Annotated in this window: 20 protein-coding genes; 14 read left to right on the forward strand and 6 right to left on the reverse strand. The window is 33.2% G+C overall.

The features are described 5' to 3' along the window. Window positions 1-120 precede the first annotated feature (120 nt). The 14 genes from DFQ09_RS09415 to DFQ09_RS09480 all read left to right on the forward strand — a co-directional run bounded on the left by DFQ09_RS09415 (window position 121) and on the right by DFQ09_RS09480 (window position 16,462). Entirely contained in the window at window positions 121-1,143 is a 1,023-nt protein-coding gene (locus DFQ09_RS09415; protein WP_245940339.1) for an LptF/LptG family permease, read from the forward strand. Then, a complete protein-coding gene (locus tag DFQ09_RS09420; RefSeq protein WP_115809679.1) occupies window positions 1,130-2,038 on the forward strand; it encodes a DMT family transporter in 909 nt (302 codons plus the stop codon). The genes DFQ09_RS09415 and DFQ09_RS09420 overlap by 14 nt, the downstream gene beginning before the upstream one ends. Window positions 2,039-2,184: 146 nt before the next feature. Continuing rightward, complete coding sequence (locus tag DFQ09_RS09425; RefSeq protein WP_115809681.1) at window positions 2,185-3,138, forward strand: acetyl-CoA carboxylase carboxyltransferase subunit alpha; 954 nt, start codon at window positions 2,185-2,187, stop codon at window positions 3,136-3,138. 168 nt (window positions 3,139-3,306) lie between these two features. After that, a complete protein-coding gene (dnaB, locus tag DFQ09_RS09430; RefSeq protein ID WP_020896943.1) occupies window positions 3,307-4,842 on the forward strand; it encodes a replicative DNA helicase in 1,536 nt (511 codons plus the stop codon). A gap of 70 nt (window positions 4,843-4,912) precedes the next feature. Then, window positions 4,913-5,947, forward strand: coding sequence for an AI-2E family transporter (locus tag DFQ09_RS09435; RefSeq protein ID WP_115809683.1), 1,035 nt, complete (start codon window positions 4,913-4,915; stop codon window positions 5,945-5,947). A gap of 61 nt (window positions 5,948-6,008) precedes the next feature. Continuing rightward, a complete protein-coding gene (locus DFQ09_RS09440; RefSeq protein WP_115809685.1) occupies window positions 6,009-6,926 on the forward strand; it encodes an aminotransferase class IV in 918 nt (305 codons plus the stop codon). Continuing rightward, window positions 6,919-7,644, forward strand: a complete 726-nt coding sequence (locus DFQ09_RS09445) for a sulfotransferase-like domain-containing protein (RefSeq protein WP_245940337.1) — start codon at window positions 6,919-6,921, stop codon at window positions 7,642-7,644. Before DFQ09_RS09440 ends, DFQ09_RS09445 begins: the two co-directional genes overlap by 8 nt. 146 nt (window positions 7,645-7,790) lie before the next feature. After that, window positions 7,791-8,975 carry an asparagine synthetase B gene (locus DFQ09_RS09450; protein ID WP_115809761.1) on the forward strand — a complete coding sequence of 395 codons (1,185 nt, stop codon included), beginning with the start codon at window positions 7,791-7,793 and terminating at the stop codon, window positions 8,973-8,975. Between the two features lie 83 nt (window positions 8,976-9,058). Beyond that, window positions 9,059-9,766 (forward strand): T9SS type A sorting domain-containing protein, encoded by a 708-nt coding sequence (locus DFQ09_RS09455; protein WP_115809687.1) that lies wholly within the window; start codon window positions 9,059-9,061, stop codon window positions 9,764-9,766. 77 nt (window positions 9,767-9,843) lie between these two features. Beyond that, window positions 9,844-11,541, forward strand: a complete 1,698-nt coding sequence (locus DFQ09_RS09460) for a tetratricopeptide repeat-containing sensor histidine kinase (RefSeq protein ID WP_115809689.1) — start codon at window positions 9,844-9,846, stop codon at window positions 11,539-11,541. Beyond that, a complete protein-coding gene (locus DFQ09_RS09465) occupies window positions 11,534-12,202 on the forward strand; it encodes a LytR/AlgR family response regulator transcription factor (RefSeq protein ID WP_115809691.1) in 669 nt (222 codons plus the stop codon). The genes DFQ09_RS09460 and DFQ09_RS09465 overlap by 8 nt, the downstream gene beginning before the upstream one ends. A gap of 358 nt (window positions 12,203-12,560) precedes the next feature. Next, window positions 12,561-15,284 (forward strand): LamG-like jellyroll fold domain-containing protein, encoded by a 2,724-nt coding sequence (locus DFQ09_RS09470; RefSeq protein ID WP_115809693.1) that lies wholly within the window; start codon window positions 12,561-12,563, stop codon window positions 15,282-15,284. 459 nt (window positions 15,285-15,743) lie between these two features. Beyond that, on the forward strand, window positions 15,744-16,022 hold the full coding sequence (locus DFQ09_RS09475) for an EF-hand domain-containing protein (protein WP_115809695.1): 279 nt from the start codon (window positions 15,744-15,746) through the stop codon (window positions 16,020-16,022). Between the two features lie 17 nt (window positions 16,023-16,039). Further along, window positions 16,040-16,462 (forward strand): secondary thiamine-phosphate synthase enzyme YjbQ, encoded by a 423-nt coding sequence (locus tag DFQ09_RS09480; protein ID WP_115809697.1) that lies wholly within the window; start codon window positions 16,040-16,042, stop codon window positions 16,460-16,462. Here DFQ09_RS09480 and DFQ09_RS09485 read toward each other — a convergent pair. The 6 genes from DFQ09_RS09485 to thrS form a co-directional block, all read right to left on the reverse strand. Further along, a complete protein-coding gene (locus DFQ09_RS09485) occupies window positions 16,436-17,239 on the reverse strand; it encodes an HAD family hydrolase (protein WP_115809699.1) in 804 nt (267 codons plus the stop codon). The genes DFQ09_RS09480 and DFQ09_RS09485 overlap by 27 nt on opposite strands. A 73-nt stretch (window positions 17,240-17,312) precedes the next feature. Beyond that, window positions 17,313-20,570, reverse strand: coding sequence for an amidohydrolase family protein (locus DFQ09_RS09490; protein WP_115809701.1), 3,258 nt, complete (start codon window positions 20,568-20,570; stop codon window positions 17,313-17,315). A 167-nt stretch (window positions 20,571-20,737) separates the two neighbouring features. After that, window positions 20,738-21,082 carry a 50S ribosomal protein L20 gene (gene rplT / locus DFQ09_RS09495; protein ID WP_115809703.1) on the reverse strand — a complete coding sequence of 115 codons (345 nt, stop codon included), beginning with the start codon at window positions 21,080-21,082 and terminating at the stop codon, window positions 20,738-20,740. Window positions 21,083-21,185: 103 nt separating this feature from the next. After that, a complete protein-coding gene (gene rpmI / locus DFQ09_RS09500) occupies window positions 21,186-21,383 on the reverse strand; it encodes a 50S ribosomal protein L35 (RefSeq protein ID WP_020897364.1) in 198 nt (65 codons plus the stop codon). A gap of 61 nt (window positions 21,384-21,444) precedes the next feature. Further along, on the reverse strand, window positions 21,445-21,993 hold the full coding sequence (gene infC / locus DFQ09_RS09505) for a translation initiation factor IF-3 (protein ID WP_115809705.1): 549 nt from the start codon (window positions 21,991-21,993) through the stop codon (window positions 21,445-21,447). Between the two features lie 35 nt (window positions 21,994-22,028). Beyond that, window positions 22,029-23,969: a threonine--tRNA ligase gene (thrS, locus tag DFQ09_RS09510; protein WP_115809707.1), complete on the reverse strand. Its 1,941-nt coding sequence runs from the start codon at window positions 23,967-23,969 to the stop codon at window positions 22,029-22,031. Between the last annotated feature and the right edge of the window lie 656 nt (window positions 23,970-24,625).

A 24,625-nucleotide genomic window follows, 5' to 3' on the forward strand; every position in this document is an offset into this window, starting at 1 on the left:
AACTTAAATTTGAAACTGAATTTAATATTAAAACGATAAGTTCTGTTAAACAACTAAAGAAGACACTTGAAAATCCTAGATTGGTACATATTAAAACGGTATTTGTTTACATTTCTAATGATGTTACTACTTTTTGTCCCTATTGGGATTACTGTAGATTTAGCAGAAAAAGTAGGTAAAATGTTAGAAAATGATGTGCCGTTTGGGGAGATCGCATTTTATTATTTAGATTTTACGGTATATTTTGCGAACCTTTTATTTCCGTTATTTTTATTCTTATCGGTTATTTGGTTTACATCCAAACTGGCAAATAACACAGAAATTGTCGCGTTTTTAAGTTCTGGTGTTTCGTTTTCAAGATTCTTAAGACCGTATATGATTGGTGCTTCTATTGTAGCAGGATTCGCGTTGTTTTTAGGTATGTATTTAGCTCCAATAGCAAGTCAAGGGTTTAATGAGTTCAAATTTAAATACCTAAAAAAGAACAAGTCAGTTCAGCAAACAAAAGATGTTTACCAACAAATTAATGATCACGATTATATATATGTAAGTAATTTTATACCTAAAACTAAATCGGGCTTAAATTTTACGTACGAGCATTTTGAAGGCAATGAATTAAAATATAAAATTTTTGCAGATAGAATTAGTTATGTTGAAAAGGATAGTGCTTATAAACTTACGACCTATTTAAAGCGGTCATTTGATAATGGCATTGAAACGGTAGAGAAAGAGACTCATAAAACAGTACAATTTCCATTTGAGCTCGAAGATTTAACACCTGTAGAATATGCCGCAGAAACAAAATCTTATGGGGAACTCCTTGATTTTATCGCTGCAGAAAAACGAAGAGGTTCACCTAATATTGGACGTTATGAAGTGGTGAAATTAAAAAAATGGAGTTTACCAGTTTCCATATTTATTCTAACTATAATTGCTGTGGCTGTATCTTCTATAAAGCGTAGAGGTGGTATGGGAGTGAATTTAGCTTTTGGTATTGCCATTGCAATGATTTACGTTTTCTTCGATAAGGTTTTTGGTGTCATGGCAGAGCAATCTAATTTTCCTGCGATTGTTGCTGTATGGTTTCCTAATGTAATATTTGGTATTTTAGCCATATATCTGCTGCAAAATGCCAAACGCTAAATTAAAGCATTATTTACATTTACACTTTCTTGTGGTCATTGCTGGTTTTACCGCAATACTAGGAGAATTAATTACTATTGGTGCTTTAGAATTGGTTTGGTATAGAATGGCAATGGCCGGAATTTTAATGTTTATTTATATTAAAATTGTAAGAATAAATATAAAAATCTCATCAAAAACATTTTGGCAATTTTCTGCAGCAGGAGTTATTATAGCATTGCATTGGATTACGTTTTTCGAAGCCATAAATCAAGCCAATGTTTCTATTGCTTTGGCCATGTTCTCTTCGGGGGCATTTTTTGCGTCCTTCATTGAGCCCATCTTTTTTAAACGCCGTATTTTAGGTTATGAAATTATTTTTGGAATCATTGTCATTCTTGGAGTTGTTTTAATTACTAGTAGCGAAATGGGGTACATTAATGGGATTATTTTAGGATTGTTCTCAGCGTTATTCTCGACTTTATTTGCGGTAATAAATGGACTTTTTATAGAGAAGCATAGTGCAACCGTTATTTCATTTTATGAATTTATAAGTGGAGTCGTTTTTCTTACGATTTTCATTCTTTTAACAGGCAAAAGCTTTAATGCAGAATTTTTTACACTATCCAATTCAGATTGGATGTACTTATTCATTTTAGCGTCAGTTTGTACAGCTTATGCGTTTATAGGTTCAGTAGAAGTGATGCGTTATATAAGTCCATTTACTGTGATTTTAAGTTATAACTTAGAGCCAGTCTATGGTATTGCTATCGCTTTGATGCTATTTCCTGAAACAGAAAAAATGTCGCCACAGTTCTATTTGGGCGCTATACTTGTGTTGGGAACTGTTTTATTTGATGCAGTTTTCAAAAATTATCAAAGACGAAAAAGGAAAACAAATAGTATTAACACTTAAAGTTTTCATAGTTTCTTTAATAAATTCTATTTTTGTAAATTGAATATTGTGTGCCTACTTTTTTATCTATTTTTTATAAAATAGAAATAAGAATACGTAGGTTTGTACCTAAGAAAACTAACTAAACAAAACTAACTTCAAATTGTATGGAATATTTAGAGTTTGAATTACCAATAAAAGAATTAGAGGATCAGCTAGATAAGTGTGAAATTATAGGTAAAGAAAGTGATGTAGATGTCACTGAAACCTGTAAGCAGATTGAAAAGAAACTTGCTGAAACTAAAAAAGATATTTACAAAAATCTTTCAGCTTGGCAGCGAGTACAGTTGTCTCGTCATCCTAATAGACCTTATACGTTAGATCATATTAAAGCACTTTGTGGTGATACTTTTTTAGAATTACACGGAGACAGAAATGTAAAGGACGATAAAGCCATGATTGGTGGATTAGGTAAAATAGGAGACCAATCGTACATGTTTATTGGCCAGCAAAAAGGATTTAATACCAAAACAAGACAATATCGTAATTTCGGAATGTCTAATCCGGAAGGGTATCGTAAAGCATTACGCCTTATGAAATCTGCCGAGAAATTCGGAATTCCGGTAGTCACTTTAATCGATACTCCAGGTGCGTATCCTGGTTTAGAAGCTGAAGAACGCGGACAAGGTGAGGCTATTGCTAGAAACATTTTAGAAATGGCACGTCTTAAAGTACCAATTATCACCATTATTATTGGAGAAGGTGCTTCAGGTGGTGCTTTAGGTATTGGAGTAGGAGATCGCGTTATGATGTTAGAGAATACATGGTATTCGGTAATTTCACCAGAATCTTGTTCTTCAATATTATGGAGAAGCTGGGAATACAAAGAACAAGCAGCAGAGGCTTTAAAACTTACTGCTAAGGATATGAAACGTATGAAGCTTGTCGACTCTATTATTAAAGAACCACTTGGTGGAGCTCATACTGATAGAGACAAAGCATTTTCTGCAGTAAAAGACGCCATTATTAAATCTTATGAAGAGCTTAAAAACTTATCACCAAAAGATTTAGTGAACCAACGTATGGAAAAATACGATGCAATGGGAGTCTATAAAGACTAAATCCACTAAACATAGGAAACTAAAAAAAACTGAAGTTTTAGCTTCGGTTTTTTTTGGCACTATTAACAATATAATCAAGTTATTAACAGTTAAATTGTTGAAGACCTGTTGACATCGTCAAGCGTGCTTCTTCATTTCCTCAACACTAATTAACTACTTTTGCTACTTATGAAACAACCCAATCCAGTACAAGGCTACAAAGTTGATAAAAGCACTATCATTAATTTAGAGAAGGGCAAAATACCTCCTCAAGCAACTGATTTAGAAGAGGTTGTGCTTGGGGCGATGATGATTGATAAAAAGGGAGTTGATGAAGTAATTGACATTTTAAGTCCTGATGCATTTTACAAAGATGCTCATAAACACATCTTTGAGGCCATTTTTAAGTTGTTTGAAAATAGTGAGCCTATTGACTTATTAACCGTTTCTAGCCAATTAAAGAAAGATCAAAAGCTCGAAGTTTCTGGCGGTGATTTTTACCTTATTTCCTTAACACAACGCGTCTCTTCTTCTGCACATATTGAGTTTCATGCACGTATTATTCTTCAAAAATATATTCAGAGAAGTTTAATAAAGATTTCAAACGAAATTATTGAAGAAGCTTATGATGAAACGAAAGATGTTTTTGATCTTTTAGATACCGCTGAAGCTAAATTATACGAGGTCACCCAAGGTAACGTTAAGAAATCTACGGAGTCTGCTCAAAGTTTAGTAATTCAAGCGAAAAAGAAAATTGAGGAAATGTCTAATAAGGAAGGGATGAGTGGTGTCGCTTCTGGTTTTGATAAGCTCGATAAATTAACCTCCGGTTGGCAACCTAGTGATTTAATTATTGTTGCTGCACGTCCTGGTATGGGTAAAACAGCTTTAACATTAACCATGGCAAGGAATGTTGCTGTTAATAGTAATACGCCTGTTGCGTTCTTCTCTCTGGAGATGTCTTCAGTTCAATTAATTACGCGTTTAATTTCTAGTGAAACTGGCTTATCTTCTGAAAAGTTAAGAACAGGTAAATTAGAAAAGCACGAATGGGAGCAACTTAACGTTAAAGTAAAAACCTTAGAGCAAGCACCTTTGTTTATAGATGATACACCATCGCTTTCTATTTTCGATTTAAGAGCAAAAGCACGTCGTTTAGCGTCTCAATATGGTATTAAGATGATTATGATTGACTACTTGCAATTAATGACAGCAGGTGGAAGTCAAAAAGGGGGGAATCGTGAACAAGAAATATCGATGATTTCTCGAAACCTTAAAGCCTTAGCAAAAGAATTAAGTATTCCTGTAATTGCCTTATCTCAGTTATCTCGTGCGGTAGAAACGCGTGGAGGTAGTAAACGTCCTTTATTATCCGATTTACGTGAATCTGGAGCGATTGAGCAAGATGCGGATATTGTAGCCTTTATTTATAGACCTGAATATTATAAGATTGATGAATGGGATGATGAAGAACGCTCTCCAACCGAAGGTCAAGGTGAATTTATTGTAGCAAAACACAGAAATGGTGGTTTAGAAAATATACGTTTGAAATTTATTGGACACTTAGGTAAGTTTGATAATTTAGATGATTTTGATACACCTTTTGGTGCAGAGTTTCATTCTAAAATGAACGATGCTGCTAATGATAATACATTTACACCAGATAAGTTCCCTTCTGCTTCGGATGCATTTGGAGGACCAGAGGATGATGGCGTACCATTTTAACAGCATTTTAAGGATATAAAAAGTGTATTTTAACTTATCTTTGACCGCTAGTTAAAAAGAATTTTGCCTCATGTTAGAACAAAGACGTACAACCAATGTGTTGCTGTTAATTATAGTAGTGCCTTTAGTATTTTATTTACTAAAGATCTTGTCGTTTATATTTATCCCATTGATTTTCTCAATGTTTATTGCCTTGTTATTCTTGCCATTAATGCGATGGTTGGGGCGTAGAAATGTACCTAAAATTGTAAGTATTATTATCGTTTTGTTATTGGTGGCATTAGGCCTTAAATTAGGTATTGAATTAGTACAGTTATCTAGCAAACAAATATTAGCAAATAACACTGAGTTTTTAGCTAAAGCCGAATTAAAAACAGCAGACTTAAAAATCTATTTATTAGATAATTTCGGAATTGAAATAGAACAAGAACATGGCATTATAGGGCAGCTTTTTGAAAAAGAAAATTTAGGATCTACGCTTGGCTTTCTCAATTCATTTTTAACCACTTTATTAATGACTGTTTTCTTTGTAGTGCTGTGGTTAGCAGAATCCATTAACGTGCATAAACTACTTAATAGTACGTTGTTAAAAAGAAAACACACGTCTATTAAGACCTTTATGAAGATTGAAAAAGATCTTATAAAGTTTATTAAAGTAAAAGTTTTAGTGAGTGCGCTTACAGGATTATTCACCGGATTAATGTGTGTCTTTTTTGATGTTAGTTTCCCTATTTTCTGGGGATTATTCGCCTTTGCTATTAATTTTGTGCAAATGGTAGGCTCGTTTATTTCTGTAATATTCTTATCTATTTTTGCTTTTGTAGAACTCGATCCGTCAAGTACATTGTTCTTCTTTATTTTTGCGATTTCTATGGTTCAAGTCACTTTTGGTGCCGTTTTAGAACCAATTTTTATGGGGAAATCTTTCTCTATAAATGTGATTGCAGTATTGGTAATGTTAATGTTTTGGGGCTTCCTTTGGGGAATTCCTGGATTGATTATGGCAATTCCAATAACCGTTTTTATCAAAATTATTTTAGAACAGTTCGAAGGCACCAAGGTCATTGCTAGCTTACTTTCGGGCAGCGAATCGCCTTTGGACTAAGAGCGTTGTTTTTGTAATCAAATTATAATTTTAAGTATCTTTCGATACTAAATTTTTAATTATGGTTCATGGTACGCACAATGCTATAGAAGATAGCAGAAATAACGATATTCTAATTTCTATTAACGATCAATTGTTTCCAAGAAACGATGCTAAAATTTCCGTTTTTGATAGCGGTTATTTAGTAGGAGATGGGATATGGGAAGCCTTACGACTACATCATGGTGTATTAGTGTTTTTAGACGATCACTTTAATCGGTTATGGACGTCAGCAGCATCGGTTGGTATGCATTTGCCTTTTTCAAAAGAAGAACTAACGGCTAAAGTGATGCAAACGCTCAAAGCAAATAACATGACCGATGGTGTGCATGTCAGAATCATGGTTACCCGTGGTATTAAAAAAACACCATCCCAAGATCCACGCCTTACCATTTCTGGACCAAACGTGGTTATTATCCCTGAATATAAAACGGCTTCAAAAGATTCTAAGGAAAAAGGAATTACACTTTTTACAAGCACAATCCGAAGAGGATCACCAGATTATTTAGATCCAAGATTAAATTGTCATAGTAAACTTCACGAAGTTCAGGCGCTTATACAAGCCATACAAGCAGGTGCAGATGAAGCTTTAATGTTAGATATTCATGGTTTCGTTTCAACTTGCAATGCCACTAATTTCTTTATGGTGAATAAAGGTGAAGTATGGACTTCTACAAGTAAGTATTGTATGAATGGTATCACCAGAGCCAAAGTAATCGAAGTTTGCAAAGCCAATAATATACCTTGTTTTGAAAAAGACTTTTCGTTGTTTGATGTTTACGGTGCTGATGAAGCCTTTGTAACAGGAACTTTTGGTGGTTTAACACCAGTAGTGAAAATTGATGGGAGACAGATCGGTGAAGGTAATTATGGTAATGTAACGAGAAACCTCAATAGACTTTACGAAGCCTTAATAGAAAATACGGTGAATAATGACTAGTATAAAACGTATGTGTTTATGGTCTGGACCACGAAATATTTCAACAGCCTTAATGTATGCTTTTGCACAACGAAAAGATACCAAAGTGTTTGATGAGCCCTTATACGGTTACTATTTGAAAAATCATCCGGAAGCTCAAAAGTATCATCCAGGATCTCAACTCATTCTAGATACGATGGAAAATGATGGAGACGAAGTCGTTAAAATGATGCTTGATAATACCGAAAAACCAGTCCTGTTTCTTAAACACATGACGCATCATCTGTTGGGATTAAAGCGCGACTTTATGAAGAACACTATTAATATCATTTTAACAAGACATCCTAAAGAGATGTTACCTTCTTTTGATAAGGTCATAGAAAACCCAACGTTAAACGATGTCGGTTATGCGCTTCATGTAGAGCTAATTGATTATTTTAAAACACAAAATATCCCATTTGTAGTATTAGATTCTAAAAAGGTATTATTAAATCCAGAGCGGACACTTCAAAAATTATGTGAATTTGCTGAAATTCCGTTCGATACAAACATGTTGTCCTGGCAACCACAGCAACTTACAGAAGATGGTGTTTGGGCTAAATATTGGTACAAAAACGTACATCAATCGAGTGGTTTTATGATGTATAAAGAAAAAAAGGAAGCTTTTCCTCGGCATCTTAAGCCGTTACTAAATGAATGCCTTCCGTATTACGATGAACTTATTACATATTCGATTTAGGTCTTAAAAGAATGATAAAACGAGTCTCTAAAGACTAAAAAATACTTATATTTCGTTCTAATTCTATGAACTTGAAAAATTTACTCATTATAATTTTTACACTCTTCTTAAGTGCAAATGCTTACGCATCCTATATTCTTATTCCAATGGATGTTGAAACACAGAAGAACCATCTTAAAGCATATGGTTTAACCTACTGGACTTTAGAACGTGAACTTAAAGTAAAATGGCTTCTTAATTATAGAGGCGGTTCATTTTTATTACCTGATGCAGATATTATTCAACGCGAATGCCAAATTAGAGGTGTCTCGTTTGAAGTGATTTCAGAGGCACAAGCAGCTCAAATTTTAGAAGATATTGCGAGTCCTGCCGTAAATCAAGAAGCAGTTGTGTTAGAAAAAGCACCTAAAATTGCTGTTTATACACCTAAAGGATTAAAGCCATGGGACGATGCGGTAACTATGGTTTTAACTTATGCTGAAATTCCTTATGAAACCATATACGATGAAGAGGTTTTAAACGATGAATTATTACTTTATGATTGGTTGCATTTACATCACGAAGATTTTACAGGACAATACGGAAAATTTTATCGCGCTTACCGATCAGCTGCTTGGTATATTGAAGATAAAAAAGAAGCAGAAGCTTTGGCTAAACGCTTAGGTTACAACAAAGTTTCTGAGGAAAAATTAGCCGTATCATTAAAAATTAGAGATTATGTTGTTGGAGGTGGATTTATGTTCGCCATGTGTTCTGCAACTGATAGTTTTGATATTGCCTTGTCAGCTGAAGGCATAGATATTTGTGAGCCGATGTTTGATGGAGATGGTAGCGATCCAGGCTATCAGAATAAAATCGATTTTAATAAAACCTTTGCTTTTAAAGATTATATTTTAGAACGGAGTCCTAATGTTTATGAGTTTTCTTCGATAGACATGACTGAAAAACGTCAAATACCAAAAACTACAGATTATTTTTCATTAATGGAATATTCTGCCAAATGGGATCCCATTCCAACCATGTTAACTCAAAATCACACCGCTTTAGTTAAAGGGTTTATGGGGCAAACAACCTCGTTTAGTAGAGACCAAATTAAATCTAATGTTTTGGTGATGGGAGAAAACAGAACCAATGGTGAAGCCAAATACATTCATGGTATTAAAGGAAAAGGTTTCTTTACCTTTTACGGCGGTCACGATCCAGAAGATTACACACATAGAGTAGGTGACCCAAAAACAGAATTAGACTTACATCCTACATCTCCTGGGTATCGATTAATTTTAAATAACGTGTTATTTCCAGCAGCTAAAAAGAAAAAACAGAAAACGTAATCTGTCTTATTTACTTTGATTAGAGATAATCAAATTTTACAAGTATTAAAAAAAGAGTAAATTTAGAGTCTAAACTCTTATTTATGAATTCTAAAACTACAAAGCGGTTACTTATATTTTTTTGTTTTCTGTTCTTTATAAAGAACATAAACGCACAGGATTCTAATCTATATGGCACTTGGTATTTGCATCAATTGGAAGCAGATCTAGACGGTGTCGTTTGGGATTATGAGGATGTGCAGCCAGATTATATTCCTCAACTCACCATTAATAGCGACTTAACTTTTGAGGGATTTGGAGCGTGTAATGGATTTAATGGCTATTATACCTATGATGCTGAACAAAATACTTTAACACCAAATAGTTTTGTGCAGTCACTTGCTGTATGTGATACTTCAGGTGAAATTAATCTTGAAAATCTTTTTTTTAACCAAGTAGCAGCCAATACAAGTCATTCCATCACCTTAAATTCTAATGCTGATTTTACTCAGTTAAGATTAGAGAATTTTCCAGGTTATATAGCAACTTATAGAAATGTGAGTTTATCAAATTCAGATCAAATTTTATCAGAATTGAAGATTTATCCCAATCCAGTTTCAGATAACTTATTTATTTCAAAGCCTAATAGCGAGGTTTTAGATGTTGTATTGTATGATATTTATGGAAATTCAGTTTTACAACAGAAAACAATTGAGGAATCCGTTGATGTTTCAATTTTAACGGAAGGCATTTATTTTATTAAAATCAGTTCTGCAAACGATACACGTATTCAAAAAATTATAAAAGCTTAATTAGTGGAAACTGAATCATTGGATTGTTATAGTAATTTCTATTTAATTTCTAAAAAAAAATAAGCATAAAGCATAATATGAAGTACTTAATTATCATGCTTTTTTTTGTTTGTAATGCGTCACATAGTCAAACCGAAGATATTATAGATTTTGGACAAAATCTAATATCTGAAAACAAATTGGATGAAGCACTTTTTTACTACAACAAAAATCTCGAAACCACCAGTATCAAAGTAGAGGAAATTCATTTGTTATTAGGTTTAGCAGAAATATATAAGCTAAAACTGAATTACGATACAGCTAATACCTACTATTTAAAAGCATTTGAAGCTATTAAAATTTCTAAAAATAAAGAGTTAGAATTTTTATACCATGTAAAGATTGCTGAATTTTATAGAAAGAGAACCTTATTCGCTGAATCGATAAAGCATTTAGAAGCTGCTAAATTGATTTTAGAAACGCATAAAATTGCTCCTATATATTTAGCAAAATATTACAGTAGAAAAGCAGCCTTGTTTTCAGAGTATTTTATCCAACCAGATTCTACACTTTTATATGCTCAGAAATCATTAAAGATTTCAAAAGAACTGAATGATAAAAATGGAATATTTTATTCTATGCTAGAAATTTCAGGCGTTTATGAAAAGGAAAAGGATTTTAAAAAAGCAATACATAATTTAGAAGAACTTATTGATTTTGCTGAAAGGCATCAGTTAATTCAGAATAAAATTGATGCTTATATTAATTATACCCGCGTCTTAATAAAGGATAAGCAGTATACTAAGGCTTTAGAAGAATCGTTGAATGGCTTAGATTTTGCCCAAAAAAATGAATTGTTTTATGGCGAAATTTTACTCACCGATAACATAAGAAATATTTACGAAAAGCTTGGCAATACAATCAAGGCTTATCAATATTTAAAAGTAAGATTAAAACTTACAGATAAATATTATAAACTAGAGCATAATAAATTTCTGTTTGAACTTGAGGAAAAATACAAATTATCGGAGAAAGAGAATCAAATTAGAATTAATGCCCTCGAAATTGAAAATAAAAATAAAGCTTTGGCCTCTAACACGGTTATGTTTTATGCTATTGTTAGTCTATTGATTGTTGTTATTATAGTAACATTGTTAATTGCCTATGTTTTAAAAGGGGCAAAAGAAAGTAACAAGCAATTAAAAATATTATCTAAAGAAAACGAGTTTTTACTAAGTGAAGCCAACCATAGAATTAATAATAATTTGCAATTGGTGGTCATTCTTATTTCAGATCAATTGAAAAAAGCGTCTACCGAAAATAGTTTTCAACTTAAAAATATATTGACAAAAGTAGAAGCCATTTCAACACTTCACAAGCACTTATATAAAAATAATGATAAAGAGAAAATAGAAATCTCAAATTATCTAAACGATGTTAAACAAAGTTTTTTAGACGTATTTAACGAAAATAACATTAGTACAAATTTTAAAATAGACACTGTAGAAATTCCATCAGACTATGCCATGTATTTTGGGTTATTACTTACCGAATTATCTATAAATTCTATAAAACATGCTTTTAATAATCAGGATAATAAAACCATTAATGTTGAATTACGTGTTAAAGAAAATCAGCTTAGTTTTCTGTATTCAGATAATGGAACGGTTATTATGACGCAAGATATAAAGCCAAAACTGATAGATAAAATTTGTCGACAACTTAAAATTGAGTATACTATTAATACTGAAAATGGTTTTACATTTTCATTCCAAAAAGACATAAGTAATGCATAACCCTAAAAACACCAAAATACTTATTATTGAAGATGACGTTATTATAGCCGAATACATTTCAGAGATTTTACAAGAAGAACAATTTAAAAATATTGAAATCGCAAATGATGCCAATACTGCAATTGCTGAAATGAAAAGCTTTGTACCAGAGATTATATTGATGGATATTAATTTAAGTGGTAAAAATGAAGGCATAACCTTATCTCAAAACAAAAATGATAATGCCGCTGTTATTTTTATCACGGGTCAGCAAGATTTTGCTTTAATGAGCGAAGCCATAAAAACAAAGCCATATGGTTATTTAACAAAGCCTATAAAGAAAGTAGATTTAATGGCATCCATAGGTATTGTCATTCAGAAAAATGAAAATCAGAATTTTCAATTTAAAGATGGATATGATACGGTAAATGTTAAATATTCAGATATAAGATATTTTGTAGCTGATGGTAATTATAGTAGTATTTATACTATTTCAAAAAAATATAGTATAAGACAATCGTTGAGTACTATAGCAGAGCAATTGCCATTGCACACATTTGCAAGAGCGCATCGGTCCTTTTTAGTAAATAAAAATAAAGTAGAGCGTATTACAACAAACACACTTGAAATTAACAATGTAGAAATACCATTGTCTAGAACCTATGCAAAACAGTTTAAGTAGCCATTATCAATTTTTTGAGTATTAAGATCTAAGTATAGGATCATTTGTCTCAACCAAAACAAAAACAGTGACTTACATACAAAGTATTGCATCTCGTCCCAAATTTAAAAGATAAGGAATAGTTTAGCCATATATTAGTGGTTGAACGGATAACCAACCATTCTTTATAATCTGATTAATAGCAAAAGGCAGCATTTACCATTATGGTAGGGCTGCTTTTTTTTGTCATTAAATGAAAATATTAGGGATTGAAATACCATTTACATACATAGTATTGCATTTGGACACGTTAAAAATGTATTTCATCGGTAATTATATAGATTTGAATGATTATTAATTCAAACTAAATCTATAACCTATGAAACTAAAATTTTACTTATTTACGTTGGTGCTTTTATTCCAATTAATGTCTTATGGACAAACCTTTAATGCTGATGGCATTAATTATAATATAACTTCAGTCTCAGATCCACTTACGGTTGAAGTAGGGCAAAATTTTATGATGATGTCTAAAACTGTAATGATTCCAGAAACGGTTATCTACGATTCAAATACTTATGAAGTCACTGCTATAGGTGAAGCTGCTTTTTTTGATTCTTTAGACTTAACTTCAGTCCTAATTCCTGATTCGGTGACTTCGATAGGGACTGCAGCTTTTGCTATGTGCCATAGCTTAACTTCTGTTACAATTCCTAATTCAGTGATTTCTATAGGAGAACTAGCATTTGATCATTGCACAAGTTTACAAACAGTTAATATAGGTAATTCTGTAACTTCTATAGCTCCACGAGCTTTTGGAATGTGCCATAGTTTAACTACTGTCATTTGTAATAGTACTACTCCTTTAGTAATTAACCCATCTGTTTTTGATAATGACTTTGGACCATCAGTAAATAGAACTTTATATGTACCTTATAGTGCTGTAGCTGCATACCAAAATACAGCAGTTTGGCAAGATTTTAATCCAATTTTACCGATTGATGTTTCAGCGACACATTTAAATTTAGATGGAGTAGACGATTATATCGATTGTGGTAATATATTAACTGAGTCTTATACTAAAGAAGCATGGATTTATCTTAATGAATTTGCTGCCGAGAATAATATAGTTTCAGGTTCTGATAATTTTGGACAACATGCGTTATGGGTACCGAATGGTATATTATCGGCTGGCCATAATGGTCAGTGGAATGCTGTAGAAGATTCAAATATATTAGAACTTAATACATGGTATCACGTGGCTGTTAGTTATGATAGCCCGTCACAAACTTTAAAATTATATAAAGATGGATCTTTAGTAGCTACGAATACTAATGTATTACCATCAGTTAATGGAAATGAAGTGAATATAGGATCTTATAATGATGCCAATTACCTATTTAATGGCTCTATTGATGAAGTCCGTATATGGAATGTAGTAAGAACTGTTGAAGAATTAAATGAATCTAAAAACGTTGAATTACAAAATGATGAAACAGGTTTAATTGCATATTATAATTTTAATCAAGGTTTAGATAGCCAAGACAATACTCAAGAAACAGTACTTTTTGATAGTTCTGAAAATATAACTCATGGAACATTACATAATTTTGAATTGTTAGGATCAACTAGTAATTGGTTAGCTGGGTCTCCTATAAGTACACCTGCAACTTACCTTAATTTTGGAAATTCACACGACTTTATAGATTGTGGTGATGATGTAAGTTTAAGAATTACAGGTAATACCATTACATTAGAAGCTTATGTTAAGTTTAATTCTTTTGCATCACAAGCTTATTTAGGAAATATTATTAATAAAGATGACGCTAATGGTCCTTTTAATTCGGGTTATATGCTAAGAGCAGGAGGTAATGGTGTTGTTAATTTTGCCTTAGGAAATTCTGGATGGAACGAAACAAATTCACCTGAAAACAGTATAAGTTTAAATACATGGCATCATATTGCAGGTGTTTATGATGGAACCACAGCAAAAATTTATGTAGATGGTATTGAAGTTGCTTCTCAAGATTTCACAATGAATATTGGTAATGCGTACCGAAATCTTAATATAGGAAAAGATCCACAATTTAATGATCGATTTTTGGATGCAGCTATTGATGACGTTAGAATTTGGAACATAGCAAGAACGGCTAATCAAATCAACAAAAGTAAAAATTGTGAACTACAAGGAGTAGAAGAAGGTTTGGTAGCGTATTATAAATTCAATCATGGCTTAAATGCGGATTATAATAGTTCAGAGCTTCAACTAGTGGATGCCACAGGAAATGGAAACGATGGTATTTTAAATAGTTTTACCTTATTTGGAACAACATCAAACTGGTTAAAGGGATCTCCACTTACATCAGGTGTCGTTATACCAACAGCACCAGCAGTTGATACACAGACATTTTGTGGAAGTGCAACAGTAACGGATTTAGAAATTATAGGGTCGACATTAAAATGGTATAATTCAGAAACTAGTGATACGGCTTTAATTGCTATTACCGATTTAGAAACCGGGACTTATTATGTGTCAGATTTTAATGCAAATGGTTGCGAAAGTGAAAGAACTATGGTTAATGTTACTATTTCAGACATTCCAGAAGTGCCAACAATAACAGCATTAGTCACTTACAGTCAAGGTGATGATGCTAGTGCATTAACAGCAACTTCAGGTGGGTTAGACTTAGCTTGGTATGAAACTGAAACAGGAGGAATTTCTGATTCAGAAGCACCAACACCTAGTACAGAAACTATTGGTTCAACATCGTATTGGGTAGCTAATGTTAGTGATGACGGTTGTTACAGCGAACGTGTAGAGATTGTTGTTACAGTTGAAGAAGTTTTAGGAGTTGGAGATCGTAATATATTGAACGCTATTAAAGTGTACCCAAACCCAACAGATGGTCAAGTGTCTATTATGCTACCAAGTACTAATGAGGTTAAAATTACAGTGTACGATTTAAATGGACGCTTGCTATTAAGCAAAGTAAATACAAGTGATAATTTCATAATTAATTTAGAACAATATGAAGCAGGAGTCTATGTATTAAAAATTAAAATAGACGAAAATGAAACTATAAAACGAATAGTAAAAAAGTAATATAAGTAAATTTGATGTAGTTAAAATAGCGATACTCTTTTTTGAGTATCGCTATTTTGTTTCTAATTTAGGTATAGGAATGACTGCTAAAAAGGAAAGAATAAAACAAAATAGTTCATTCACATACAAAACACTGCATTTCAAACCTGACTATTTGTAAGTTATTGATATAAATTTAGTTTTGTTCGGCTCAATAGTTATGGTAGATCTAAGCTTTTAAATTATGTAGAAGAATGGACTATTTTAATAAAGAGCCATTCGTTAATATCTAAGGTGTTTATATTGAATCTAATTATTTTATATTAAGCCGAGGTTTGGGTAAATTTCGGTAACGGTGATTAAGAAGTAGGGTTTTTAATCAACTAAATTAAAGGTGGCTGTGAGGCGACCTTTTTTTTGTTTGTTAATACATCAGAGTTTCATAGCATTATTTCTTATTTTTAATAAAATCCATTAGATATGTTATCAAAAGAAACAATACTCCACAAAATTCAAATCTTAATAACCAATCATTTTAACACACCCGAAGACGCCTTTGCATTTTTTGATAAAGATGGTGATGGAAAATTGAGTAAAGATGAAATTGTAAAACTCTTAAAACAAGCTGAAATTACCGGGTTTATTCGAGGTATGGTGTCTTCTAAATTAATAGAAGGCTACGATAAAGATGGTGATGACCTTATTAATTGGAAAGAATTTAAATCTGCTATTGATGAAATTTCAGGCGAATCAAAATAAAATCAGCTTATAGTAATATGAATTTTTTTCAAAAAGAGATTAAACTTCAAGCATTTTCTAGAGGTTTCCATCTCATTACTTCAGATATTTTACGAGCACTTCCAGAGTTAAAGCAAATTAATGTTGGGCAATTGCAAGTATTTATTAAGCATACTTCGGCAAGTTTAACCATAAATGAGAATGCAGATCCAACGGTAAGATTAGATTTTGAAAGCCATATCAATAAAATGGTTCCAGAAAATCAGGACTATTACCAACATACTTACGAAGGTTCTGATGATATGCCTGCACATATAAAAGCATCGTTAATGGGAACCTCTGTTCAAATCCCCATTACTAATGGTGAGTTAAATCTCGGAATTTGGCAAGGCATTTATCTTTGTGAGCATAGAAATAAAGCATCAGGAAGGCAACTAGTGCTTACGGCTTTCGGTAATTAATTGCTCTAAAACCAATTCGACACCATTATTATCGTTAGATTCTGTTTCAAAATTAGCAACAGTTTTCACGTTAGGATGTGCATTTTTCATCGCATAGCTATATTTGGCGCATGTCAACATTTCTAAATCATTATTATAATCTCCAAATACCATAGTTTCAGAAGCTGAAATGTTGAGTTGGTTTTGTAAGAATGTAAGGGCGTTTCCTTTATTAGTAATAGCTTCAGAAATATCGACCCAATGATTTCCTGAAACCACAACATTGAGTTCTGGTTTTAAATGTTTTACGAATGGAAAAATATGTTTTTCTGAATTTGTGGTGTGATACAACGCTATTTTAATGATGTCATCTGTAATCTCTTCAAAAGTATCAATGATGGTGTAAACAGAATAATATTCAGAAAATGTCTTTACTAGTTCATCCGATGCTCTAAGAATAAATGCCCGATGTTGCGTGCAGAAAATAGGGTAGGCGCCTTCAATATTAGTAACTAAGGTGTAGAGTTCTAATAATCTATTTGGATCTAGCTGATTAGAAAGCAGTAGGTCCTCATTTTTAATGACTAAACCACCATTTTCTGCAACGATTATAATATCATCTTTTATAGGTTGCAGTTTCTCAACAATGCTATAATAAGGTCGTCCACTTGCCGCAACAAATTGAATGTTTTGTTGTTTTAAGTCCTTAAATAACTCAAAGAACTTGGAACTCACTTCGTGATGAGAGTTTAGTAACGTACCATCCATATCAGTGACTACCATTTTAACGTCTTTCATATTGTATCTTTAAAAATTGTATTCAAATTAAGTAAAATAAAAAACCGATTCATAATGGAATCGGTTTTTGTTTTTAGTGAGAACCTACATGACAACCACAGGTTTCTCGTGTAAAACTTTGCGATTCCTCATGCCAAGGAAACGCTTGGTTATATTTATTGTTTTCCCAATAGAACTCAGTGCGCTCCTTTGGATGATTTCCTATTTCATTCATAGTTTCAGTATCATATAATCGACCATTAATCATGGTGTAAATAATACTTTCAGAATTTCTAATGTCTTCTAAAGGGTTTTTATCCATCACAATTAAATCGGCTAATTTTCCTTTTTTCAGCGAACCTATATCATTACCTGCACCTATATAATTAGCTCCATTTATAGTGGCAGCTTTTAAGGTTTCATGGTTAGTCATCCCTCCTTGTTGAAGTGACCATAATTCCCAGTGGGCTCCTAGTCCTTGTAACTGACCATGTGCACCGAGATTTACTTTTACGCCAGCATCACTAAGTGCTTTAGTGGTTTTAGAAACCAAAATATGACCGTTTTCATATTCTTCATCCGGAACCATAACACGATGTCTAGAACGTGAATCGATAATTGCTCTTGGAGTATATTTTAGAAGTTTCTCATTTTCCCATACATTGGTTTTTTGATACCAATAGACTTCACTATTCATACCACCATAATTCACAATAAGTGTTGGTGTATAACCCACATTACTATTTCCCCAAAGTTCTAAAACATCTTTATATACAGGGGCCACAGGAATGTTGTGCTCAACACCAGTATGGCCATCCATGACCATGGTGATATTGTGATAAAACGTTGAGCCTCCTTCCGGAACAACAAAAATACCTTCTTCGCGGGCGGCTTGTAATACTTGTTGTCGTTGCTCTCGTCTTGGTTGGTTATAACTCTTAACCGATAAGGCACCGAAAGCTTTGGTTCTTCTAATAGACGAACGCGCATCTTCAAGATTATTGATGACCGCTTTAAAATCTCCATCAGCTCCATAAAGTATAAAACCGGTAGAGTAGAGGCGTGGACCAACAAGTTCTCCTGTTTTTTGTAATTCGGAAAGTGCAAAAATCGTTTCAGAATGCGCAGATGGATCATGAGAGGTTGTAACACCATAAGCTAAATTGGCATAAAATTGCCAATGCTTTTGTGTGGTTAATCCATATCTAAAACCACCAATATGTGCATGCGCATCAACCATTCCTGGCATTATTGTTTTTCCTGAAACATCATAGACTTTCGCATTGGAAGGAATTGTGATGTCTGAAGAGTTTCCAATAGATTCAATAATGTTGTTGTTGATAACGATGGTGCCATTGTCTATGATTTCATCACCTTCCATAGTAATCAGTCGCGCTCCTTTTAAAGCAATTCTACCTGAAGGTTTATCAGTTTTAGCTTCTAAATTAATTTTTATGCCTTTTTCAACGAGTTTGGTATCTTCGGAAGCATTAGCTGAAAAATACTGGTTGCCTAAGGTCCAATGTAATGTTTTACTGTCTTTAGACCAATGTAAATTAATGCCTGCATCTTTAGAAAGTTGTGTAATTGGAACATATTTACTTTTATCAGTTAAGTCTAAAGTATGTCCAGATTTAGGCATTGGCGCCAAATACACTTTATGTAAATGAACAAAAGCAATCCAGTTTCTATCAGGACTCGGTACCAAAATATTGCCATGTTTTGATTTGACAAGTGTGAGTTCCTCAAAACCATTAAGGTTAACACTTTTCAATTCTTTAGTTAAAGCCCCAAAAAACTGGCCACCATTCTGGTATAGAATTCGTGTATCATCGGCATTAAACATTGGGTAATCTCCTTCTTTGGTTACAAATTTGGTGTTTGTGCCGTCACTATTCATCACATACAAACCTGCTTTTTTTGAAAACGTCCGACCTTGCTCGTTGTTTCCTCCTTCTTTTCGATAAACAATATGTTTAGCGTTATGAGAATACGATGGGTTTCTATAAATGCCTTTTTCTGAAGTCAATTTTGTAGCAGCTCCACCATTTGAAGGAATCGAATAAATAGCACCAAGGTTTTGATCATTCCAAGTTACATAAGTAATGGTTTTTCCATCAGGGGAAAAGGTCGGTTCAAATTCAAAATCAGTTCCTGTCGTTAACCGTTTAGCTTTTCCGTTTGGTAATTTTTGTGTATATAAATACCCAAGCGCATTAAATACAATTGATTTTCCATCAGGTGACGTGGTCGCATGACGAATAACTTTAGCATCAAAAGTATCTGGTGCTACAGGAGTATCAAATTCAACCGCTTTAGCAATTTTAATAGTGGCATTAGCTTGAAAAGGAATATCGGATACTGTAAGCGAATTGATATTGATTGTATTAATCTTTCCGCCAGACCAAATCACGATGTCTTCATTATTAGGCATCCAATTAAAGTTGGTGTACACTCCAAAAATAGCCCAAGCTTCTTGTTGGTCTTTATTAAGTTGGTCATAAACAGGCCATTCTTCACCTGTTTCTAAATCATGAATATATAAAACAGTTTTAGTTCGAATACGTTTTACAAAAGCTAGTTTTTTTCCATCTCTAGAAATTTGAGGACGTGCAGCTCCACCTGGACCACCAGTAATTCTCATGGTTTCTCCTGTTTTCATATCATAACGATTAATGACATAGATTTGGCTGTTAGGATCTTTGTTGTATTGAAAAGCACCTCCAGGATAAACGTCTTCGCTATAGTACAAATACTTCCCGTCAGGAGAGATTGTCGGTTCGTTAACATCCTGTTGGTCATTTTTCTTTTTAGTAAGTTGTAAACCACTACCACCAGTTTTATGATACATCCACAATTCACCAGCTCCTAAAGAGCGACCAGAAGTAAAATGCTTTCTAGCAATAAGATAATTTCCGTCTGGTGTCCAAATAGCATTGTTTAATAACCTGAAATCTTCTTTTGTAATTTGTTTTGCATCAGAACCATCGGTATTCATAACCCATATATTGTCGCCACCACCTGCATCGCTCGTAAATGAAATCTGTTTACCATTAGGACTAAATCGTGGTTGTATTTCAAAAGGCAAACCTTCTCTTAGTATTTTAGATTTACCACCTTTGATATCCATGATGTAGATGTCCCCTAGTAAATCGAAAACAATAGATTTTCCATCAGGACTGATATCTAAATTCATCCAAGTCCCTTCGTCAGTTGATAGTTTTATGTCTTTAAAATCCCAATCCCCTTCTGGGTTTGAAACATCCCAAGGTTTGGGTTTTTCTTGGTCTTGAGTATAAGCGTTAAAAGTAACAAGTAGAATGAGGGTTGCAATGAGTTGAATACGCTTCATGTAATTGGTTTTTATTAAAGCGTAAGTTAAAAATAAAAAAGGAATTTTGTGTAAGTATGCGCTTATGTAAATGGTTTAGTTTTTACTATTTAGGCATAAAAAAATCCGATTCAAATTAATGAATCGGATTTTATAAGCGAAATGTTGTTATTAATTTGGCTAAAAGCCTATTTTACTTTGTTTACTATAGTTTCAAAAGCATCTGGGTGATTCATCGCTAAATCGGCAAGTACCTTACGGTTCAAGTCAATATTATTAGATTTTAATCCTCCCATAAATTTTGAATAGCTCATTCCATGCTGTCTTGCACCTGCGTTAATACGCATAATCCATAACGAACGGAATGTTCTCTTTTTTACTCTACGGTCTCTGTACGAATATTGCATCGCTTTGTCAACCGCATTTTTTGCTACTGTCCAAACGTTTTTACGTCTTCCGAAGTAACCTTTTGCTTGCTTAAGAACCTTTTTTCTTCGGGCTCTTTTTGCTACTGAATTTACTGATCTTGGCATTCTCTTAATTGTTTTTTTGTAGTAGGCGGTCTAAATTGACACTTGCTAAATTGTTTTGCCTAACTCCAGGGTTTATAATTTGTTTTAACCGATTAAAACGCTATTACTTTAAACGTAACATTGTTTTAATATTGTTCTCATCTGCTTTATGTACTAAACCATCATGAGTCAATTTTAGCTTACGCTTTTTAGATTTTTTTGTCAATATATGACTCTTAAAAGCATGCTTTCTTTTAATCTTACCAGTGCCAGTTAGTTTGAAACGTTTCTTAGCACTCGATTTTGTTTTCATTTTAGGCATTTTCTCCTCTTTTTAATTTACGTTTCGCTTATTATCGTATCGCTGAAAATTCAGCTTTTAATTACTTCTTCTTAGGTGCAATGAACATAATCATTCGCTTTCCTTCAAGCTTAGGCATTTGCTCAACCTTTCCATATTCTTCAAGATCTTGAGCCAATTTTAGTAATAAAATTTGACCTTGCTCTTTAAAGACAATAGATCGTCCTTTAAAGAATACGAACGCTTTTAATTTCGCTCCATCTTTTAAGAATTTTTCAGCATGCTTCTTTTTAAACTCGTAATCGTGATCATCTGTTTGAGGACCGAAACGTATTTCTTTAACGATTACTTTTGTTGCTTTAGATTTTAATGATTTTTCTCGTTTCTTTTGCTCGTAAAGGAATTTTTTATAATCCATAACTTTACAAACAGGAGGGTTCGCATTTGGCGAAATCTCTACGAGATCTAAACCTTGTTCGTCGGCTAAGGATAACGCTTGTTTAACAGGATAAACACCTATTTCGACATTATCTCCGACTAATCTTACTTCTTCAGATCTGATTTTAGAATTTATACGGTGTTTATCTTCCTGAGATACACGTCTTGTAAAATTCTTTCTGTTTCTACGTATTGCTATGGCTTCTGTATTTTAAATTAAACTTAATATTATTTAAAAGTTTTTAAACTTTTACTAACTCTATCTTTTACTATTTTTATAAAGTCTTCTACATTAATTGTGCCAAGGTCTTCACCACCATGTTGACGCACTGTTATTGTATTATCCTTTTCTTCTTGCTCACCGACGATAATCATATAAGGAAACTTTTGCATTTCAGCTTCGCGAATTTTCTTACCTACAGTTTCATTTCTGTTGTCTGTGAGGGCGCGAATTTCGTCATTTTCTAGCGAAATTAAAACTTTTTCAGCGTATTTTTCATATTTCTCACTTATAGAGAGCACAATTACCTGTTCAGGCATTAGCCAAAGCGGGAAATTTCCTCCTGTATGCTCTAACAATATAGCTATAAAACGTTCCATACTTCCAAAAGGAGCACGGTGAATCATAACCGGTCTGTGCATCTCGTTATCACTGCCTTTATAAGATAAATCAAAACGTTCTGGTAAGTTATAATCTACTTGTATAGTTCCTAATTGCCATTGGCGTCCAAGGGCATCTTTTACCATAAAGTCTAACTTTGGACCATAAAAAGCAGCTTCACCCGTTTCTACAACAAAATTTAAGTTTTTATCCTTAGCGGCACTTAAAATAGCTTGTTCTGCTTTTTCCCAGTTTTCATCGCTTCCGATATACTTATCCGGATTTTCAGGATCTCTTAATGAAACCTGAGCTGTAAAATTTTCGAAACCTAAAGATCCAAAAACATAGAGTACTAAATCTATGACATCTTTAAACTCTTTGTCCAACTGATCTGGTGTACAGAAAATATGGGCATCATCTTGAGTAAAACCTCTAACGCGTGTTAAACCATGTAACTCTCCACTTTGCTCATAGCGATATACCGTTCCAAATTCCGCATAACGTTTTGGTAATTCTTTATAGGAAAATGGTTTTGTGTTATAAATTTCACAATGATGTGGGCAGTTCATTGGTTTTAAAAGGAATTCCTCACCCTCAGAAGGAGTCGTTATAGGCTGAAAACTATCGGCACCATATTTAGCATAATGTCCAGAAGTTACATAAAGTTCCTTACTTCCAATATGCGGGGTCACCACCATTTCATAACCAGCTTTCTTTTGTGCTGCTTTCAAAAAGTTCTCTAAACGTTCGCGCAATGCAGCACCTTTAGGTAACCATAACGGTAAACCTTGTCCTACCTTTTGCGAAAATGTAAAAAGCTCTAATTCTTTACCAAGTTTTCTGTGGTCTCTTTTCTTAGCTTCTTCTAAAAGCTCTAAGTATTCTGTTAGCTCTTTTTGTTTCGGGAAAGAAATACCATAAACTCTTGTGAGTTGCTTATTCTTTTCGTCACCTTTATAATAAGCCCCAGCAACACTTAATATTTTAACAGCTTTTATTATACCGGTATTTGGTATGTGGCCACCACGACAAAGATCTGTAAAACTTGAGTGATCACAGAAACTAATAGTGCCGTCTTCAAGGTTTTCAATTAAATCAACTTTATAGTCATTCTTTCCTTTATAATAGGATAAGGCTTCAGCTTTAGAAACCTCACGCATTTTAAAGTCGTGCTTACCTCTAGCGATTTCTATCATTTTAGTTTCGATAGATTTAAAATCCTTTTCAGAAATAGAGCCTTCATCTAAATCAACATCATAATAAAAACCATTATCAATAGCTGGGCCAACCCATAACTTTACGTTTGGGTATAGTTCTTCTAAAGCTTGTGCCAACACATGGGCAGAAGAATGCCAAAATGCTTTTTTACCTGCATCGTCTTTAAAAGTATATAAGGTAAGACTACCATCAGTGGTTAGTGGAGTGGTAGTTTCAACAACTGCGTCATTGAATTTTGCTGAAATAACATTACGGGCAAATCCTGCGCTAATGTCTACAGCCACTTCATAAGGAGTTACATCTTTTTCAAAAGATCTAACCGAACCATCTGGTAGAGTAATTTGTATCATTATATATAGTATAAATTTTAGCCTACAAAGATATACCTATATAAGGAATAGACAAAGTGAAGTTTCTATAAATATTGTATAGTCCTTTTAGGGCATTCCGCTTTTGCTTTTTAGTAGCAAAAGCGTCGCGTCATCCGCTGTATCTTTTTTTATTAGGTTTACTTTAGTGCAGAATATGTTGTCTCATAGTATTATGTTCTTATCATGTCATTATATATAGACCTAAAAAAAGGATGCCGCTACTACCGCTAATGCAGTTGTAATTCATAAAGGTATTGTGCTATTGAAAGCCGTTTTTTATATTAAAGTATAGTATTCGCTAGGGGTTAGAATAAAACAAGAACTTTTTAATATTGTTAAATTGCACGGAATTAAGGTTTTAAAATAAAAATAGAAATAAAAAGCAAAAATGTGTTGTGGGAATGAAAAAGGGTTCTATTTTTGCACCCCGAAACAAAAACAATATGTTGCGTTTTGGACGTTCATTTCCAGAAAAATTAAGCTTGAAAAAAGAATTAAATATTTTTTCAAATTAAGTTTGTGAGAGAGAAAAAAGGGTTTTATATTTGCACCCGCTTAGCGAAACAACGTTAAGAGAAAGTAAAGAAAAAGTTCATTAACATATTGAATTGACAGCGTAAGAATCAACTGGAAAC

It is taken from the genome of Winogradskyella pacifica (genome assembly GCF_003386275.1).
GTDB classification, from domain to species: Bacteria; Bacteroidota; Bacteroidia; order Flavobacteriales; family Flavobacteriaceae; genus Winogradskyella; species Winogradskyella pacifica.

What these genes read in the sequence shown, in the direction of transcription:
- DFQ09_RS09420 (WP_115809679.1), top strand. Translation starts at nt 1,130, where the DNA reads ATGCCAAACGCTAAATTAAAGCATTATTTACATTTACACTTTCTTGTG.
- DFQ09_RS09465 (WP_115809691.1), top strand. Translation starts at nt 11,534, where the DNA reads ATGCATAACCCTAAAAACACCAAAATACTTATTATTGAAGATGACGTT.
- thrS (WP_115809707.1), bottom strand. Translation starts at nt 23,969, where the DNA reads ATGATACAAATTACTCTACCAGATGGTTCGGTTAGATCTTTTGAAAAA.
- DFQ09_RS09450 (WP_115809761.1), top strand. Translation starts at nt 7,791, where the DNA reads ATGGATGTTGAAACACAGAAGAACCATCTTAAAGCATATGGTTTAACC.
- DFQ09_RS09455 (WP_115809687.1), top strand. Translation starts at nt 9,059, where the DNA reads ATGAATTCTAAAACTACAAAGCGGTTACTTATATTTTTTTGTTTTCTG.
- DFQ09_RS09445 (WP_245940337.1), top strand. Translation starts at nt 6,919, where the DNA reads ATGACTAGTATAAAACGTATGTGTTTATGGTCTGGACCACGAAATATT.
- dnaB (WP_020896943.1), top strand. Translation starts at nt 3,307, where the DNA reads ATGAAACAACCCAATCCAGTACAAGGCTACAAAGTTGATAAAAGCACT.
- DFQ09_RS09415 (WP_245940339.1), top strand. Translation starts at nt 121, where the DNA reads ATGTTACTACTTTTTGTCCCTATTGGGATTACTGTAGATTTAGCAGAA.
- rplT (WP_115809703.1), bottom strand. Translation starts at nt 21,082, where the DNA reads ATGCCAAGATCAGTAAATTCAGTAGCAAAAAGAGCCCGAAGAAAAAAG.
- DFQ09_RS09440 (WP_115809685.1), top strand. Translation starts at nt 6,009, where the DNA reads ATGGTTCATGGTACGCACAATGCTATAGAAGATAGCAGAAATAACGAT.
- rpmI (WP_020897364.1), bottom strand. Translation starts at nt 21,383, where the DNA reads ATGCCTAAAATGAAAACAAAATCGAGTGCTAAGAAACGTTTCAAACTA.
- DFQ09_RS09435 (WP_115809683.1), top strand. Translation starts at nt 4,913, where the DNA reads ATGTTAGAACAAAGACGTACAACCAATGTGTTGCTGTTAATTATAGTA.
- DFQ09_RS09480 (WP_115809697.1), top strand. Translation starts at nt 16,040, where the DNA reads ATGAATTTTTTTCAAAAAGAGATTAAACTTCAAGCATTTTCTAGAGGT.
- DFQ09_RS09490 (WP_115809701.1), bottom strand. Translation starts at nt 20,570, where the DNA reads ATGAAGCGTATTCAACTCATTGCAACCCTCATTCTACTTGTTACTTTT.
- DFQ09_RS09485 (WP_115809699.1), bottom strand. Translation starts at nt 17,239, where the DNA reads ATGAAAGACGTTAAAATGGTAGTCACTGATATGGATGGTACGTTACTA.
- DFQ09_RS09470 (WP_115809693.1), top strand. Translation starts at nt 12,561, where the DNA reads ATGAAACTAAAATTTTACTTATTTACGTTGGTGCTTTTATTCCAATTA.
- DFQ09_RS09475 (WP_115809695.1), top strand. Translation starts at nt 15,744, where the DNA reads ATGTTATCAAAAGAAACAATACTCCACAAAATTCAAATCTTAATAACC.
- DFQ09_RS09460 (WP_115809689.1), top strand. Translation starts at nt 9,844, where the DNA reads ATGAAGTACTTAATTATCATGCTTTTTTTTGTTTGTAATGCGTCACAT.
- DFQ09_RS09425 (WP_115809681.1), top strand. Translation starts at nt 2,185, where the DNA reads ATGGAATATTTAGAGTTTGAATTACCAATAAAAGAATTAGAGGATCAG.